This window comes from Halomonas sp. DP5N14-9 (assembly GCF_019802175.1).
In the GTDB taxonomy this organism is placed as follows: domain Bacteria; phylum Pseudomonadota; class Gammaproteobacteria; order Pseudomonadales; family Halomonadaceae; genus Halomonas; species Halomonas litopenaei.
In genome coordinates, this window is sequence record NZ_JAHVHR010000029.1 from 1 (window position 1) to 17,933 (window position 17,933).

General features: G+C 66.4%; 13 protein-coding genes. 5 read left to right on the forward strand and 8 right to left on the reverse strand.

Annotated features, from left to right (window positions below):
* A partial coding sequence (locus KUW00_RS14880; protein ID WP_222569453.1) for a TRAP transporter small permease subunit occupies positions 1–439 on the reverse strand: 439 nt, incomplete at its 3' end.
* 150 nt (positions 440–589) lie between these two features.
* The gene (locus KUW00_RS14885) at positions 590–1,624 is read right to left on the reverse strand and encodes a TRAP transporter substrate-binding protein (RefSeq protein ID WP_045994710.1); all 1,035 of its coding nucleotides are present in this window, start codon (positions 1,622–1,624) and stop codon (positions 590–592) included.
* A 241-nt stretch (positions 1,625–1,865) separates the two neighbouring features.
* Between KUW00_RS14885 and KUW00_RS14890 the strand changes: the two genes are divergently transcribed.
* The 3 genes from KUW00_RS14890 (at position 1,866) to KUW00_RS14900 (ending at position 6,700) form a co-directional block, all read left to right on the forward strand.
* Positions 1,866–3,677: an IlvD/Edd family dehydratase gene (locus KUW00_RS14890; protein WP_253029530.1), complete on the forward strand. Its 1,812-nt coding sequence runs from the start codon at positions 1,866–1,868 to the stop codon at positions 3,675–3,677.
* A 72-nt stretch (positions 3,678–3,749) separates the two neighbouring features.
* A complete protein-coding gene (locus KUW00_RS14895; RefSeq protein ID WP_222516729.1) occupies positions 3,750–5,552 on the forward strand; it encodes an IlvD/Edd family dehydratase in 1,803 nt (600 codons plus the stop codon).
* Positions 5,553–5,758: 206 nt separating this feature from the next.
* Positions 5,759–6,700: a Gfo/Idh/MocA family protein gene (locus KUW00_RS14900; protein WP_222569454.1), complete on the forward strand. Its 942-nt coding sequence runs from the start codon at positions 5,759–5,761 to the stop codon at positions 6,698–6,700.
* An 83-nt stretch (positions 6,701–6,783) separates the two neighbouring features.
* Here KUW00_RS14900 and KUW00_RS14905 read toward each other — a convergent pair whose 3' ends face one another.
* Positions 6,784–8,010, reverse strand: coding sequence for an ROK family transcriptional regulator (locus KUW00_RS14905; RefSeq protein WP_222569455.1), 1,227 nt, complete (start codon positions 8,008–8,010; stop codon positions 6,784–6,786).
* Between the two features lie 541 nt (positions 8,011–8,551).
* On the opposite strand from KUW00_RS14905, the gene KUW00_RS14910 reads away from it, so the two are divergent.
* A complete protein-coding gene (locus KUW00_RS14910) occupies positions 8,552–9,325 on the forward strand; it encodes an SDR family oxidoreductase (protein WP_315901165.1) in 774 nt (257 codons plus the stop codon).
* 46 nt (positions 9,326–9,371) lie between these two features.
* A complete protein-coding gene (locus tag KUW00_RS14915; protein WP_045994536.1) occupies positions 9,372–10,796 on the forward strand; it encodes a sugar porter family MFS transporter in 1,425 nt (474 codons plus the stop codon).
* Between the two features lie 102 nt (positions 10,797–10,898).
* Here the strand turns inward: KUW00_RS14915 and KUW00_RS14920 are convergent, their stop codons facing one another.
* The 5 genes from KUW00_RS14920 to KUW00_RS14940 form a co-directional block, all read right to left on the reverse strand.
* Positions 10,899–12,260, reverse strand: coding sequence for a phosphatase PAP2/dual specificity phosphatase family protein (locus KUW00_RS14920; RefSeq protein ID WP_222569456.1), 1,362 nt, complete (start codon positions 12,258–12,260; stop codon positions 10,899–10,901).
* Positions 12,257–14,011: a bifunctional alpha/beta hydrolase/class I SAM-dependent methyltransferase gene (locus KUW00_RS14925; RefSeq protein ID WP_222569457.1), complete on the reverse strand. Its 1,755-nt coding sequence runs from the start codon at positions 14,009–14,011 to the stop codon at positions 12,257–12,259. The genes KUW00_RS14920 and KUW00_RS14925 overlap by 4 nt, the downstream gene beginning before the upstream one ends.
* Complete coding sequence (locus KUW00_RS14930) at positions 14,008–14,640, reverse strand: CDP-alcohol phosphatidyltransferase family protein (RefSeq protein ID WP_222569458.1); 633 nt, start codon at positions 14,638–14,640, stop codon at positions 14,008–14,010. Before KUW00_RS14930 ends, KUW00_RS14925 begins: the two co-directional genes overlap by 4 nt.
* Before the next feature lie 105 nt (positions 14,641–14,745).
* Complete coding sequence (locus KUW00_RS14935; protein WP_231498686.1) at positions 14,746–15,510, reverse strand: FadR/GntR family transcriptional regulator; 765 nt, start codon at positions 15,508–15,510, stop codon at positions 14,746–14,748.
* Between the two features lie 197 nt (positions 15,511–15,707).
* Positions 15,708–17,933 (reverse strand): HlyD family efflux transporter periplasmic adaptor subunit, encoded by a 2,226-nt coding sequence (locus KUW00_RS14940; RefSeq protein WP_222569459.1) that lies wholly within the window; start codon positions 17,931–17,933, stop codon positions 15,708–15,710.

Sequence of the window (17,933 nt, forward strand, 5' to 3'; positions counted from 1 at the left end):
GCCACAGCCGGAACCTCGGGCCCACGGCGTCGTAGAGCACCTTGACCCGGATATGGCGGTTGGAGGCCAGCGCGGCCGGGCCGCCGAGACAGAAGCTGACCGCCACCAGCATGACCACGCTCTCGTGGACCCAGGAGGTGGGCGCGCCGAAGCCGTAGCGCATGATCACCTCATAGACGCTGATGGCCATGGCGATGAACACCAGCCAGGCGGCGAACTGGGCCACCCGGACCACGCCACGATCGAAACGACTGCGCACCACATCGGGGGCACGCTCGGGCGTCCTGTCCGCCGACGGGTCGGGGTTCGGGCCGCGAGAAGGCTCGGGTGAAGGATCATGCGAAGGCTCGTGCGAAGGCTCTTGTGACGGATCAGGCGGCCGCCCGGCGCCGTCATGTGGCGATCCGGCGGGGGTGTTGTGGGAGGAGGGAGGCGTCATGGTTGCTCCAGGCCGCTGGCGGCGTTGGTCAACAGGTTGAAGGTCACGACCACGGGTGCGGTCAGCAAGTCGTCACGGAGCTGCCCCCCGGTGTCAGCAGGCTGGACCGGGGGGCAGGGCCCCCATCGGGGGCAGGACGGCTGGCGAGGCTTACAGTTGGCCGCGGGCGGTCAGGAAGCCGGTGGCGGCGTCGTAGACCTTCTGGGTCATCTCGTTCTTGCCGGCCCACTCCTGCCATTCCTGTTCAGCCGCCTGACGGAAGGCCTTGCGTTCTTCGTCGGGCAGGTCGAACGGGTGAACCTCCGGGTCCTCCTGGAGACGGGCAAGCGCTTCGATGTCCTGGGCCTTGAGTCGGGCGATCAGGTCGTAGGCCATGGCGTCGAAGGCGGTCTCGAGGGTGGTCTGAAGGTCTTCGGGCAGGCCGTCCCAGATATCCTTGTTCACCGATACCGCGATCATCGGCATAGAGTGGAAGCCCGGGTACAGCGGGTAGGGCGCAAAGGCGTGGAGGCCCTGGGCGTCGTTGTTCGACAGCACCGTGGAGTCGGCGGCGTCGATCACGCCCTTCTCAAGGCCGGTGTAGACCTCGGAGCCGGGCAGGTTGACCGGCGTGGCGCCGATGCGCTCGAAGATGTTGTAGACCATGCCCTGGGGCGCACGAATCTTGAGTCCCTCGAAGTCTTCCAGCGACTCGATGGCCACCGTGGACGGGATCGACTCCAGCGGGAAGGTCGCCGCCGCCACCAGATGGGCGCCGTAGGGCTCCACCAGCTCGTTGTAGAGATCCTCGCCGCCGGCGTTGTTCATGAACTCGAGGAAGTCGTAGGGGTCGTTCCAGGCGCCCACCAGATTGCCGAGCATGCCGAAGGCCGGGTTCTGGCCGGAGAAGTAGCTGGGGTCGGTCATATGGCCCTGCAGGATGCCGGAACTCACCGCCTGCAGGGTTTCGGTGGGACCTACCACCGAGTTGATCGGCAACACCTCGATGGCCACACGGCCATCGGTCATGGTCTCGATGCGCTCGGCCCACTCCTGCTTGATCTTGAAGCTCGGCTCGCCGGCGGTCTCGGAGGCCTGGAAGGTCCACTCGTATTCAGCGGCCTGGGCACTGGCGGCAGCAGTGATGGCGATGGATGCCGCACCGATGGAGGCGGCAAGACGGGAAAGCCTGGGGATAGCTCGCATGGTCGATCTCCCTGATGAGAGCGTGATCGTTATTGGTGTGGCGGCAAGTCTTGACCGAGTTGCGAGTATGTTCAACATATACTTTCGTATGTGTGTACTTTGTGGCGCCCGCGACGTAGGCTTGCCCAGGACCCGACGAGCGGGTCGGTATTCGCCATGACGTCAAAGGCCAGCGATTGGCCCGAGACAGCAGGCAGACCGGTTGCCGCTCGCCCCGTGACAGAGTTGAAGGAGCCAGGCAATGGCCGATAGTGATCAGGATTCCCCAAGCGTGGGTGTCGAGGCAGCAAGCGACGAAGCGGCGACCGAAGTGCCCCAGAAGGCACGCTTTCGTAGCGCCGAGTGGTTCGGCAGTGCGGACAAGAACGGCTTCATGTACCGCAGCTGGATGAAGAATCAGGGGATTCCTGACCACGAATTCGATGGCCGCCCGATCATCGGTATCTGCAACACCTTCTCCGAGCTCACACCGTGCAACGCCCACTTCCGCAAGCTGGCCGAGCACGTCAAGAAGGGGGTGCTGGAGGCGGGCGGCTACCCGGTGGAGTTCCCGGTGTTCTCCAACGGCGAATCCAATCTGCGTCCCACCGCCATGTTCACCCGCAACCTGGCGAGCATGGACGTGGAGGAGGCTATTCGCGGCAATCCGCTGGACGGCGTGGTGTTGCTGACCGGCTGCGACAAGACCACTCCGGCGCTGTTGATGGGGGCGGCCAGCTGCGACATCCCGGCCATCGTGGTCACCGGCGGGCCGATGCTCAACGGCAAGCACAAGGGCCGGGATATCGGCTCCGGCACCGTGGTCTGGCAGCTGTCCGAGGAGGTCAAGGCAGGCAAGATATCGATCCACGACTTCATGGCCGCAGAGGCCGGCATGTCACGCTCCGCCGGCACCTGCAACACCATGGGCACGGCCTCCACCATGGCCTGCATGGCGGAATCGCTGGGGGTGTCGCTGCCCCACAATGCGGCGATTCCTGCGGTGGACTCGCGCCGCTATGTGCTGGCGCACCTGTCGGGCAATCGCATCGTCGACATGGTCAAGGAGGACCTGCGGTTGTCTCGGGTGCTGACCCGGGAGGCCTTCGAGAACGCCATTCGCACCAACGCCGCCATCGGTGGCTCGACCAATGCGGTGATCCACCTCAAGGCGATCGCCGGACGCATGGGCGTCGAGCTCGAGCTCGATGACTGGAACCGGGTAGGGCGTGGCACCCCGACCATCGTCGACCTGCAGCCGTCGGGGCGCTTTCTGATGGAGGAGTTCTACTACGCCGGCGGGCTTCCGGCGGTGCTGCGGCGCCTCGGTGAGGCAGACCGCCTGCCCCACAAGGAGGCGCTGACGGTCAACGGCCAGACCCTGTGGGACAACGTCAAGGATGCGCCGCTCTACAACGATCAGGTGATTCGTGAGCTGGACAACCCGCTGGTGGACGACGGTGGCATGTGCGTGCTGCGCGGCAACCTGGCGCCCAAGGGAGCGGTGCTCAAGCCCTCGGCGGCGAGCCCCGAGCTGATGCGTCACCGTGGTCGCGCGGTGGTGTTCGAGAACTTCGACGACTACAAGGCGCGGATCAATGACCCGGATCTGGAGGTCGATGCCGACAGCGTGCTGGTGATGAAGCACTGCGGTCCCAAGGGCTACCACGGCATGGCCGAGGTGGGCAACATGGGCCTGCCGGCGAAGCTCCTGGCCCAGGGCGTGACCGACATGGTGCGGATCTCGGACGCTCGCATGAGCGGTACCGCCTATGGCACCGTGGTCCTGCATGTGGCGCCGGAGGCGGCGGCCGGCGGTCCCCTGGCGGCGGTAGAGAACGGCGACTGGATCGAGCTGGATGCCTACGACGGGCGTCTGCATCTGGACGTCGACGAGGCCGAGCTCGAGCGGCGCCTGTCCGCCAGCGATCCCACCGAGGCGTCGCGCCGTATCGCCTCCAGCGGCGGCTACCGTCAGCTCTACATCGAGCACGTGCTGCAGGCCGATGAAGGCTGCGACTTCGACTTTCTGGTGGGCTGTCGTGGCGCGGACGTTCCGCGACACTCCCACTGAGCGCTCCCGACCTTCGCACCCAATGGCAGACCGTTGCCGCTCGCATGCCGGCGGCAACCGCAGGAGAACACCATGACCCAGCGCCCCCGCCTTACCCCCGACCAGCTGCGTTCCCGCTGGTGGTTCGACAACCCCGACCACCCGGGTACCACTGCGCTGTGCATCGAGCGCTACCTCAACTACGGGGTGACCCTCGATGAGCTGACCTCGGGCAAGCCGATCATCGGCATCGCCCAGTCCGGTTCCGACCTGACCCCCTGCAATCGTCACCACATCGAGCTGGTCAAGCGGGTCAAGGACGGTATTCGCGCCGCCGGCGGGGTGCCCTTCGAGTTTCCCCTGCATCCGATCCACGAGAACGTGCGCCGGCCCACCGCAGCACTGGACCGCAACCTGGCCTACCTGGGCCTGGTGGAAGTGCTGCACGGCTACCCGCTGGACGGCGTGGTGCTGACCACCGGCTGTGACAAGACCACCCCGGCCTGTTTGATGGCGGCGGCGACGGTCAACATTCCGGCCATCGTGCTGTCCGGCGGCCCCATGCTCAACGGCTGGAGGGGCAACGAGCGGGTCGGCTCCGGCACCATCATCTGGGAGCTGAGAAAGCGCCTGGCCGCCGGCGACATCGACTACGCCGAGTTTCTTGCCCGGGCCAGCGACTCGGCGCCTTCGGTGGGCCACTGCAACACCATGGGCACCGCCTCCACCATGAATTCCATGGCCGAGGCGCTGGGCATGAGCCTGCCGGGGTCGGCGATGATTCCCGGGCCCTACAAGGAACGCGCGATGGTCGCCTACGACACCGGCCAGCGCGCGGTCGAGATGGTATGGCAGGACCTACGCCCGCTCGACATCCTGACGCGCGAGGCGTTCGAGAACGCGGTGGTGGTGTGTTCGGCGCTGGGGGGATCGTCCAATGCGCCGATCCACGTCAACGCCATCGCCCGCCATGCAGGCGTTGCGCTCGACAACGACGACTGGCAGCGGCTGGGCCACCGGATTCCGCTGCTGGCCAACGTGATGCCGGCCGGTGCCTACCTGGGTGAGGAGTTCCATCGTGCCGGCGGGGTGCCGGCGGTACAGCACGAGCTGCTCGAGCGCGGTCTGCTGCACGGCGACGTCACCGGCGTCGACGGCCGCCGCCTGGCCGACAGCATCGCGGGCCGCGAGACCCTGGACGAGGAGGTCATCCGACGCTTCGACAATCCGCTGGTCGAACACGCCGGCTTCCTGAACCTCAAGGGCAACCTGTTCGACTCGGCGCTGATGAAGACCAGCGTGATCTCGCCGGACTTTCGTCGGCGGTTTCTCGAGAACCCGGACGACCCGGAGGCCTTCGAGGGCCGGGTGGTGGTGTTCGACGGCTCCGAGGACTACCACGCCCGCATCGACGATCCCGAACTCGGCATCGACGCCAGCACCATCCTGATCATGCGTGGGGCGGGGCCGGTGGGCCATCCTGGCGGCGCCGAGGTGGTCAACATGCAACCGCCGGAGGCGCTGATTCGCCAGGGGATCGAGTCGCTGCCGTGTCTGGGCGACGGGCGTCAGTCGGGGACCTCGGGATCGCCCTCGATCCTCAACGCCTCGCCGGAAGCCGCCACCGGCGGGCCGCTGGCGCTGGTCCAGACCGGCGATCGACTACGCGTGGACCTGGGCCGCTGCGAGGTCCGCCTGCTGGTGGACGACGACGAAATCACCCAGCGTCGACAGCGTCTCGACGCCCAGGGCGGCTATCCCTATCCGGCCCACCAGACGCCGTGGCAGGAGATCCAGCGCACCCTGATCGAACCACTGGATCGCGGCATGACCCTGCGCGGCGCCGACGCCTACCGTGACGTGGCGCGCCAGAGTCCGCCCAGGGACAATCACTGAAAGGGTGATCCTCGTCCTTGTCTGGGCGCCCGCCAGGGCCTTCGCAGCAGCACACCAGGGCTGACCCGACCTTTTGCCCGGGGTAGCGAGGGTGGAGACAGGTCCCTGGCGTAGCTGGGGCAGGGTTGGTCACGCCCCTCGGCTCAATTATGCTGTGCTCCTTGATTACATTGAGGTCTCCGCGGGGACCGCTCCAGGAGGCAGTAATGCGGCAGTTTCGACTGGGCGTGGCCGGCGCCGGCAAGATCGTCCGGGATCAGCATGTGGACGCCATCCGAGCCACCGAAGGTCTTGAGCTGGTGGCGTCGGCGGACCCTCATTCGCGCCTGGAGGACGTGGCGTCCTACGCAAGTCTCGAGGAGATGCTCGACGCCGAGCCGGATATCGACGCCGTGGCGATCTGCACTCCTGCCCATCTGCGCCACAGGCTCGCCAGTCAGGCGCTGGCCCGTGGCAAGGCGGTGCTGTTGGAAAAGCCGCCGGGGGCCACCCTGGCCGAGGTGCAGGACCTCAAGGCACAGGCCGAAAAGGCGGGACTTACGCTGTTCGCCGCCTGGCACTCGCGCTTTGCCCCGGGCATCGCCGCGGCCGCTGACTGGCTCGCTGGACGCCGGGTCGAGGGCGTCGATATTCGCTGGCACGAGGACGTGCGGGTGTGGCATCCAGGCCAGGCCTGGCTGTGGGAAGCCGGCGGCATGGGGGTGTTCGATCCGGGCATCAACGCCCTGTCCATCGTTACCGCACTGCTGCCCGATCCGTTCTTCTTGAAGCGGGCCAATCTGGTCGTGCCCGCCAACGCCCAGACACCCATCGCGGCGACGCTTGAATGGCGTACCGCCGATGGCGTCCTGCTGAGCGGTGACTTCGACTTCCGCCACGAGGATCCGCCGTGCTGGGAGATGACCTTCGTCACCGATGGGGGAAGCTTGACCCTGGAGGCTGGGGGCGCCCGTCTTATCGTCGATGGAAAGACGCTGATCGATGAGCCGGAGCGCGAATACCAGGGCGTCTACGCGCACTTCCACAGCTTGCTCGAGGCTGGCCAGAGCGATATGGACATCACGCCGCTGCAGCAGGTGGCCGACGCCCTGATGCTGGGGCATCGTCAGGCCACCGAGGCCTTCGTCGACGATGATGGCAGCGCGTGAACACGACACTTCGCGTCGATCTCTCGATGACCCACGACGTCGTCGCTTACTTGGAGTGAGCTGAACCCGCCAGAAACAGCGGGTTATACGTCAGTGGCGAATTCGTCGTGGCGAGCCAGCAGCTGGCACAGTACCTGGGCGGCAGCGCCGCGGGCGGCAGTCGCCAGGCTGTCGTCGAGGATGCGCACCGGGATCGGCGGCGCCTGTGGCAGCAGATGGTTCTGATGACGAGTGAAGAACGCAAGCGCCGGGTCCAGCAGCGGTGCGCCCAGCTTCACCAGCGAGCCACCGATGACGATGCGCTCGGGATTCAGGGTGAGGTGGAGATTGAGCAGCAGCAGGCCCAGGGCTTCCCCTGCCTGGTTGAGGGTCTCGGCCACCAGGTCGGGGTCGCGGTGATGCTCGACGCCTTCGCTCAAGGAGGCGCCGGCCTCGATACCCAGGGTGTCACGCAGGGCCCAGCCACTGACCAGGGTCTCGGCGCAGCCGTGGTTACCGCAGTGACACGGCTTGCCCCCCGGCGCCAGGAGTGTGTGGCCGATCTCGCCGGCCAGCCCATGCACGCCGCGAATCACCCGGGGCGGCGTGCCTTGCACTACCAGCCCGCTGCCGATCCCGGTAGCCGCGCTGACGTACAACAGTGACGACGGCGTCGCGGCATCCTGGCCGCTGGACGGGCTGCAATAGAGCTCGCCAAAGGCCGCCGCCTTGGCCTCGTTGTCCATGCACCAGAATCGTCTCGAATCATCGTCGAGTTCCGGCAGGCGCTGCCTGAGCATCTCGAGCAGCGGGACGTCTCGCCAGCCCAGGTTGGGCGCCAGGCTAAGCCGCGACTGCTCCGGCGACGTCGGCCCCGGCACCGCCAGTCCCACACCGAGCAGTGTCCTGTGTGAAAGCGCCGTCCGGATAAGCTCGCGCACCATGGGCACGATCTGATCCAGGGTATCGTCTGGCCGGGTCGGCACCACGGCCTGGTGTCGCTGGGCCAGGATCTGGCCATGAAAGTTGATGGCCAGCACGTGCAGCCCATGGACCCCGATCTCGATGCCCAGGATGGCATGGCTGTCGGGATTGAGGGACAGCGCCCGTCCGGGGCGACCGCTACCCCCACGCAGCAGATCGCCTTCGACCAGCCAGCCCTGGTCCAGCAGCGTCTGTACGGCGGCGCCGACGGTTACCTTGGTCAGGGCGGTGCGCTGGGCAAGCTCGGCACGGGTCAGCCCGGGCTGGCGGCGCAGCCACTCCAGCAGAGAGGCGCGGTTGCGTGACTTGAGCGCACCTAGGTCGCCGGCGGTGGAAGAGGCGGTCATGAACGAAAGTCTCCGACCCTGTCAGGGATGGGGAAGGTCGCGTCGAGTGTATCAAGGCGGGCGACGGGCCGCAGCGCCGTACAGTAGCGCCCGGCTGCATCGCCCGACTGCATCGCCCGGCTACATCGGCCGAACAAGGATCCTGAGTGAATCCGTGCGACGCCTGTGCCGCTTTTCAGAAGAGCACTGGATTTCAGAAGAGCACCGGGCGCCATCAAGCACCTTTCCGCTGGGAGGCTTCTGTTCGACATAAGTGCAATGGCACATGGCGTCCGACTCGACAAGACTGTGCACTTAGTTAGGACAAATTACTAACGAGATATTAGTAAAGAGAAGTAACAAACATCTCTCGTCGAACCAACGGATCTCGCCAGACGAAAGGCTTCGCCAATCGAAAGACTTCGCCAATCGAAAGGCGAAAGCGGTGACGCGCGCCGCCTCCAACAGGCCAAGCCGATACGTCGACGAGCGCAGGCGCTTCCAGGCAAGTCCTGGATGGCTTAGGTACAACCCCTACAACAGCAACGGGAGTCACGCTGACATGACGATGGAACACAGAGGACCGGTGGCGCTCTACCCAGGCCTTGCGGGCAGGCGGGTGGTCATCACCGGTGGCGGCTCGGGAATCGGAGAGGGGCTGGTGGAGGCGTTTGTCGAGCAGGGCGCCGAGGTGCACTTTCTCGACCTCGCCGAGGCGCCATCCCAGGCGCTGGTAGCGCGTCTGACCGAGCAGGGTGCCGGCCGCGATCGGCTGCAATTCCATCACTGTGACCTGACCGATCTGGCGCGTCTCGACGAGGTGCTGAGCGCGATCGGTGATGTCGATGTGCTGGTCAACAACGCGGCCAACGACGATCGCCATCGTCTGGCGGACATCACCCCGGCCTATTTCGACGAACGCATCGCCGTGAACCTCCGCCACCTGGTGTTCGCCACCCAGGCGGTGGCGCCGGGCATGGCCAGGCGTGGCGGCGGTGCGGTGATCAACCTCGGCTCGATCAGCTGGCACCTGGGCCAGGCAGGCCTGGCGCTCTACGAGACGGCCAAGGCCGGCATCGAGGGGCTGACCCGGGCGCTGGCCCAGGAACTGGGTGAACAGGGCATCCGGGTCAACTGCGTGATCCCCGGCAACGTCAAGACGCCGCGCCAGTCCCGCTGGTACAGCGCCGAACAGGAGGCCCAGATCGTCGCCGAGCAGAAGCTCAAGGTGCGCCTCGAGCCTCATCACGTCGCGGCGATGGTGGTGTTTCTCGCTTCCGACGCGGCCAGCGGCTGTACCGCGCACAACCACTGGGTGGACGCCGGCTGGCTGTGACCCAGCCTTTTTTCAACTGCGATATCACAACAACAAGGAGTTCAGCATGCCTATCGTATCCTCACCGGCGGACGCCGCCTCGCTCAAGCGACAACGCTATGTGTTCGCCATCTGCTGTATCGCCGCCATCGGCGGTTTTCTGTTCGGCTTCGACAGCGGCGTGATCAACGGCACCGTCGATGGTCTGCAGACGGCCTTCGACTCCGACAGCGTCGGCACCGGCTTCAACGTGGCCTCGATGCTGCTGGGTTGCGCCATCGGTGCCTTCTTCGCCGGCCGCCTGGCCGATCGCTACGGCCGTCGTGCGCTGCTGATCGTGTCGGCGGTGTTCTTTCTGGTCAGCGCCTGGGGCTCCGGGGTGGCGACCGGCTCGCTGGAGTTCGTGATCTACCGGGTGCTTGGCGGCATGGCGGTGGGCGCGGCCAGCGTGATGACGCCGGCCTACATCAGCGAGGTGGCGCCGGCCGAGCGGCGCGGACGGCTGGCCACGATCCAGCAGGTGGCGATCATCTCGGGGCTGTTTATCGCCTTCGTCAGCAACTATGTGCTGGCCAAGATCGCCGGCGCCTCCACCGCCAGTCTGTGGTTCGGCTTCGACGCCTGGCGCTGGATGTTCTGGATCGAGATGCTGCCGGCGGCGATCTTTCTGCTGGCACTGCTGGGTATCCCGGAGAGCCCGCGTTTTCTGATCAGCCGCGGACGCGACGACAAGGCGACACGGGTGCTGGTCACCCTGCTCGGCGAGCAGGCGGGGCAGGCCAAGGTCGCCGAGATCAAGGCGTCGCTGAACGCCGACCATGTGCCGAGCCTCAGGGATCTGATCAACGCCACCAGTGGCAAGGTGCACGGCATCGTCTGGGTCGGTATCGGGCTGGCGGTGTTCCAGCAGCTGGTCGGGATCAACGTGGTGTTCTACTACGGTGCGGTGCTGTGGCAGGCGGTGGGCTTCTCCGAGGGTGATGCCCTGCTGATCAACGTGATCAGCGGTGCGGTGTCGATCGGCGCCTGTCTGATCGCCATCGCGCTGATCGATCGGATCGGTCGCAAGCCGCTCTTGTGGGCAGGTTCAGTGGGTATGGCGCTGACCCTGTGCCTGTTGGCCTACGCCTTCTCCACCGCCAGCATGGTCGACGGAAAGCTGGCCTTGGCCGGTGACATGGGGGTGCTAGCGCTGCTGGCGGCCAATGCCTATGTGCTGTTCTTCAATGTGTCCTGGGGGCCGGTGATGTGGGTGATGCTCGGTGAGATGTTCCCCAATCAGGTGCGCGGTTCGGGACTGGCGGTCTCGGGGCTGTTCCAATGGCTGGCCAACTTCGCCATCACCATGACCTTCCCGATCATGCTGGCGGGAATCGGCCTTGCCGGGGCCTACGGTGTCTACGCCTTCTTCGCGGCCTGCTCAGTGGTGTTCGTGATGAAGTGGGTCAAGGAGACCCGTGGACGGGAGCTTGAGCAGATGGCCTATGAATAAGGTCCGCGTCCAGGTCCTGGTCCAGGTACAAGGACGCCAGGCCACAGACCGGTCCGAGCAGTAGTGATCAGGCCCCGTCGAGTCTCACTCGACGGGGCCTGATCATGTCGGGGTGTCGGCGTTTGCTGACGGCAGCTCCCCCGCAAGGGCTCCTAGCGCCTGACGATGGTGGGCCTTGAGCACGCTGATGGGACGGGCGCGGCGAACCTGGGTGATGGCTTCCTCGACGTCACCGGCACGCCCGGTCAGCAATAGCCAGGCAGCAACGGCGCTGGTGCTGCGCGAGACTCCGAGGGCGCAGCACACCAGCACCGGGCCCTCCTGGCGATAGCGTTCGATGGTCTCGGCGGCAAGGCGCAGCGTCTGCGGCGATGCCACTGTCAGGTCCATGACGCCAAGGCTCGTATAGTCTCTTGCCCCGGACGGCGCTGGAAGCTCGGCGCAAAGATCGACCAGGGCCATCGTCGGTGAGGGCATGGTGTGCCAGGGGAGTCGCCCGAGGTAGACCCCGTCGGTTACCACGTCGGGTTGCGGGCGTCGACGGGTCCACACACGAGCGTTGAGCCAGGCGGCCAGTGTGTAGGGGGCGTAGAGCAGCGTCGCCGCCAGTGAGAGCCGCCCTGTGGCGTCCTTTTGAAAGCCTGACGGGCCGAGCCAGGCGTAGTTGAGCGCGACCAGCAGCAGGGACAGCGCTGGCCAGGCGAGCCACAGCGCGGCGCCGCCGATGGCCAGGGCCAGTCCGCACAGGGCCGTCGCCGCCAGGGCGTAGCGCCAGGCCAGTTGGTGGTTCGCCGAGGGAAGTGACCGGCGTGACGCGAGAAGAGCCAGCGGCGAGCGAGCCTGGGAGGGCCATAGCCAGAGGCTCAGTGCACCGACCAGGGCGCCGCTCGGCACGTCGATGAAATGGTGCTGCCAGGTGGTCAGCACCGAGACGCCGATAAGGCCGCACCAGCCATGTAACAGCCAGCGCCAGCGGCGGTCAAGGTGCGCGGCATAGGCGTGCCAGAGCACCACCAGCAGCGCGATATGCAACGACGGCGCCTGATTGTAGGGCAGGTCGAAGCCCATCAGGATATCGAAGAGCGAGCCAAAGACGCCGTCCAGCTCCGGGCGCACCAGGCCGCAGCGCAGTGGGTAGGCCAGAAAGCCGATGACGCAAAGCAGCTGCACGCTCAGCAGGCGCTTGACCAGCCGCGACAGCTCCCCTCCATCGCGCGGCAGCCACAGCAGCGCCAGGGCGTACATCAGGTCGATGGACCAGTAGGGCACGATGGTCCAGGGCAATAGCGGGATCGCCGATTCCCACGCAAACATCATGCTCGGCAGCGGTTCGCGCGCTGCGCTGAGGTGGTTGCAGGCGGTGTAGCTGGCAAAGAATATCAGCCCAAGCACCAACAGCGAGAGAGCCCCCTTGACGCGCAGGGCGAAGCAGGCGTGGTAGCGGTTGTCGCTGTTTGCGCTCATTGCGGGAGCCGGCGGGCGAGCATCACCGAGAAGATCCCCCAGGGATCGATACGCAGGGTTTCGACCACGAATCCGCTGGCGTGAAGGAGCTGGCGCATCTCGTACTGGCTGCGACAGCGCATCACCCAGGGCTCGCCCTGGCGGTGAGACGACAGGGCCCTGGCGATAAAGGTGAGCTGTGGATGCCAGGGCTGGTTGGTGACGATAAGGCGACTGCCTTCGGCCATGCTGTCGGCCAGACCGCACAGGGAGTCCATGACCCGATCATTGTCGCAATAAAGCTCGTAGAGTCCCGAGACTACGGCCAGCGTGGGGGCGGGAGAGATGCGGGCGAGGCTAGCGCGGTCAAAGGCATCGCCGGCGTTGAAGCGAACGCGGTCGGCAAGGCCCATTTGTTGGATCATGGCCCTGCCGGCAGCGACGTTGTGCTCGCTGTAATCGCGCAATAGCACGCTGTCGGGCGCTGGGTCCATGGCTGCCACCGCAGAGAGAACGTAGCGACCGTGACCGGCGGCAACATCCAGCAGGTGCAGGTCGCGATCTTCGTCACGCAGGCATCCGGCAGCCAGGGAAATCAGTTCTTCCAGGTGGCGGCGTCTAAGGCGAATGCCGCGCCAGCCAATGGCGTCGAGGTGCACGCGGTCGATCAGCCGGCCCAGGCGGCTCGAGCTCTCGGCGCGGTGGCGATAGACCTGATCGAGCATTGCTCCTGAGTCAAAGCCGCGTTCGATGCCTACCTTGAGGCTGCTGGAAAGACGCGCGCCGACCCCGAGAGCTGCCCGCATCAGACGCCAGTAGCCAGCCTTCAGCGAGCCTGCTGCAAGTGGGCGGCCCAGCGCTTCAGCCTTGGCGCAGCCCTGTCCGTGGAGGTGGGCGGCAAGGCGAGTGAGCGGTAGAGCGGGCGCCTCAAGCTGGCGCAGGATAAAACGGCGCATGGGGGACAGGGCCAGATGACGATCGCGCTCGCCGAGGGTGTCGTGGAAAAAGCCCTCGAGCAGGTGGCACTCCTTGTCCGGGTGGGGCAGTCGCGCAAAGAAGTCGAGCTGAGGTCGTCGGTCGACCACATGGTCACGACCAGACAGCAGCAACTGGATGGGAGTATCGATGGTGTCGGCGTCATCGACGATACGCCGGGAGGTATCGGCAAGACCGATCAAGATGCGCGCCGATATCTGGCGACTGATGGCCGGGTCCGTGGCGTAGCTGCGTTGGCGCTCTGGGTCGTGGGTCAATAGCGAGGCACGCACGTAGCTCTTGATGAAGACTTTATCGGACAGTCGGGTGGCGAGCCTCAAACAGGGCAGCGCCAGGGGAATGTACAACTTGACCTTGAAGGCAGGCGCCGCCAGTACCGCGGCGCGTATGTCGGGGGCGTAGTCGTGAAGCCAGCTTGCTATGATCACGGCACCGACGCTCTGGGCGACCACGATGGTATCGGCGGCGGCTTGACGGTGATGGGTGGCGAGGTGGTCAAAGAAGGTCTGCACGTCTCGCGCATAGGTAGCAAAGTCCGGGGCGTCGCCACGAACCCCATCGGAGGCGCCGTGACCACGCGCGTCCCATGCGAAGAAGGCGACGCCGGGCAGGTCGAGTTCATCGACCAGATGGGCCATCCGGCCGCCGTGCTCGTGGCCACGATGAAACAGCACGATGGCGCCGTTGCGGTGGTCTGCCGTCGCCGGCCAGTGGCGATAGTGCAGGCGCTGACCGTCGTGGGTGGTGAAGTCGAGGGACTCCTGCGGGCGCGTCATGGTCTTTCATCCCGGTCGCCTGGGGTAGCGACCTCGGCGATGCCACGCTGGACGCGATGGTACAGCGAGACCAGCATCAGCACCGCCATCAGCCAGAATACCGCTGCGATGAACCAGCCTGCCGCCAGGCCCACCGCCACCACCAGGGCGAGTATGCCGATGACCAGGGCGCGATCGCTCTTGCCCATGGGGCCGTCGTAGCGTCGGGTCGCCCCGACCAGGGGGCCCATGACGCCGGCGTACTCGACGATGATCGCCAGCACCATGGCGATAAGGACGGCGCCGGGGCCTGTCTCGGGCAGCAGCGCGAAGGGGACGAACAGGGCGGCGTCCGAGACCACGTCGCACAGCTCGTTGAGGTAGCCGCCCAGGGCCGTCTGCTGGCCGTGTTCACGGGCGAGCATGCCGTCGATGGCGTTGAGCGCCATGCGTAGGGGGAGCCACAGTGCGATCAGTACGAACCAGAGCTGCGTCTGCACGTTGAGGCCAACCACTGCCGCCACCAGCAGTGACAGCACGGCGGCCAGCAGGGTGACCTGATTGGCGCTGACGCCACGCTGGTGAAGGCGGCCCACCAAGGGACGCAGCAGGGCTTGAAAACGAGGCTTGAAATCATACACGGAGGCCATGTCAAAGGTCCTTTTTGACGGGCTAGGCGAGGGGGACGGGGCTGGCGGGTGCGTGGGCTGCGCCAGGCCGCCAGCATAGCATGGCGGCTCCCACAGGACCTTGACTCAGCCGGTAGGTGGCAACTCCAGGTCGCTGCCGAGCACCGAGTCGCCGGGTTTGATGCCCAGGGCGTCGGCGGTACCGGCCAGCACCGCCTGGGCGGCGCGAAAGGCGTCCTGGGGGCGTCGCGTGCGTATCGCCTCCATCAGCTCGCGGTGACGCTCGAGGCTGTCCTCGGGGTCGCTGGCGCTTTCGTTGGAGGTCTCGATCAGCAGGTAGATCGAGGGGCGCAGGATATGCGAGAGCTGGGACCAGACGATATTGCGGGTGGCCTTGAAGATGGCCACATGGAAGGCGATGTCGTGATCGCTGTGCAAGCGCTTGGCGTCGCCCTCGGCGGCGTTCATGGCGCTTTCCATGCCCTCGAAGGCCTCCTCGATGGCGACCAGATCGCGGGCCGTCGCGCGGCGGGCTGCGGTCATCGCCACGTAGGGCTCGACGTCGAGGCGGAAGCTCAGGATCTCGCGCTGGATCTCGGGGTTGGGAGCCGCGTAGCGGGTCATCCAGTCGGTGACCGACGGGTCGAGGATGTTCCAGGCCTCGACCTCGCGCACCTTGGAGCCGTGGCCGGAAATGCGTTCGATGATGCCCACGTCCACCAGCTGGCGCAGGTCGCTCCTGACCGCCGAACGGTTCAGTGCAAACTGTTCGGCCAGGTCGACCTCCTTGGGCACGAAGTCGCCGGGGCGATAGCGTCCGCCGAAGATGGCCTCGGCCAGGTAGTCGGCCACGCTGGGGCGTTTGCTGTTGCTGCGAGATGGGACGGCCACTGACTTGCTCCTGGCGAATGCAGTGACGATGCTAGCGAATGTGCAACATAGTGACAATGCGCCTTAGTGACAACGGGGCACAGTGACAACGGGGCATAGCGACAACGGGGCAAAGCGACAACGGGGCATAGCGACAATAGGGCACAGTGGCAGCGCTGGTGGGCTCGCGGGCAGGCAGTCTAGAGGGAACCGTCTTCTCAGAAGCCGCTCTCGCGGATCACCACCGAAGCGAGCCAGGTAGTGAACTGTCCGACCAGGCTCTGACGCTCGGCGTCGATGTGCAGTTGGCCGGCGGCCTGCCTGCCGCCTGTCCAGGGGCTATCCAGGCGGGCTTCGATCGCGATCAGCGCGCGTTCAAGACGCAACTTGCCGCGCTCCTCCGGGTCCTCGTAGGTGGACAACGGGCCGCCGTGACGTGCCGCCAGCAGGGTGTGACTCAGGTGCTCGGCGCGGGTGGCACCGATGCTGGTGACGTGTCCGGCCAGTGGTCGGGTGTGGCCCTCCACCAGAAAGCGCACCCGAGCACCAGGACTCAGGCGGTGGACCTCGTCCTGAGGCACGTAGGCATCGATGACCCAGGTCGAGGGGGCCACCAGTACGCCCAGCGGCTCTTGGGTCGCGACCCATTGCCCCGGCGTCTGTTGTCGATCGAAGCGCTGCCATTCGCCGGCGAAGGGGGCGTTGATGACCAGTCGCTGCTGCTCCCGCCGGGCGGCCTGGCGTCCACTTTCGCTGACGCGGTGTAGCGCCAGGGTAGCGCTGTCGCGATTACGCCCATCGTCGGCGTCGAGCAGCCCCGCGAGTTCGGCCTCCAGCAGGTCGAGCTCGCTTTCCTGGGCCAGCTCACGACGTCGGATATCCGGCTCGCTCAGCCGCACCAGGGCCGCCTCCCGCTCGACCCGCCCGGTGGCGGCGATGGTCTCCAGGCGTGCGGGAAACGGCGAGTACAGGGTCAGCTCGCGCTCGGCGTGGAGCACGCCAGGCCCGCTGACGCGGGTCTGCAGGGGCAGGCAGGCCAGCAACAGCAGTAGGCCGAGGGCCAACAGCCAGGCCAGGCGAAAGCGCCGGGGGACGGCGCGGCGATGGGACCACCAGTGCTGCAGTTCTCGGGTGACGGGCATCAGGATGAACCAGGCTATTTCCACGGCGAACAGGACGATGCCCAGCGCCTTGAAGAACAGATGATAGACGGCCAGGGCGATGCCGAGGAACAGCACCAGTCGATACAGCCAGGTGGCGAAGGCGAACAGCACCAGCGAACGTCGCTGATGACGGGGAAAGGGCTCGGGCCAGGCCTCGTCGAGCCCCAGCAGTCGACGGCGCAGCCACACACGGGCCTGGGCGCCGGCGCGCTCGTGCAGGTTGGGGAAGTCGAGCAGATCGGTCAGCACGAAGTAGCCGTCGAAGCGCATGAAGGGACTTGCGTTGATCGCCAGGCTCAGCACCCAGCTGGTGGTGGCCAGGTACAGAAGTGCCGAGTTGACGGCGCCCGGCTCGGTCAGCACCCAGCCGAGGGTCGCCAGGCCTGCCAGGCCAAGCTCCACCAGCATGCCCGCCGACGAGATCGCCAGCCGCGATCGACTGCGCCTGAGTTTCCAGCTCTCGCCGGTGTCGGTGTAGAGCATCGGCCACAGCACGATAAAGGCGACGCCCATATGCGCCACCTTTACCCCCAGCCGGGTCGCCACCAGGGCATGGCCGAGCTCGTGGCAGGCCTTGGCGACCACCAGTGCACAGGCGAAGCTGAGCATGCCCGACATCGAGAAGGCGTCCATCACCGCGTGGGTAAAGTGGTCCCAGCGGCGCACCACCAGCACCAGCCCGAGCAGTCCGAGCAACAGCACCGCCGTGACCATGCCACGGCTGAACAGCCAGGGCAGGGCGCGCACCACGGCGCCAAGAAAGCGCTGCGGGCGCACCAGCGGCAGGCGAAAGAACAGATAGTGATGCAGCCACCAGGACAGCTTGCGCCAGGCGGCGCCTGTGGCGGCCTCGCGGGCCAATCGGTCGGTGCTGTCGGGCCCGGCCCGCAAGAGACGGTGATGCTCGAGAAAGTCCACTAGTTCGAGCACCTGCTCGAGCGACGGCTGCATCGGCGTCTGGGCGGCGATCTCGTCGCGAATCCGCGCGGGGCTCGCCCCCCAGCGCGCCAGACACTCGAACTCGAGCCAGCCGATCCGGTAGAAGCGATTGGTCACCGGGTCCTGGATCGACCATTGGGGCTCGCCATGGCGATCACGACCCGCATCCACCAGCACCAGGTCCTCGCGCAGCGGCGGCGGCGGACGATCCGAGCGTTCATCGACGCCGGCGGTGTGATGGGCCATCGTCGCGCTAAAGGGGCTGGCGTTGACTTCCGTGGGTGAGGCAGCCGCGCCGTGGGAAGCCCCCGGGCCATGGCTTGCGGGTGTCGCTGAGGCCAT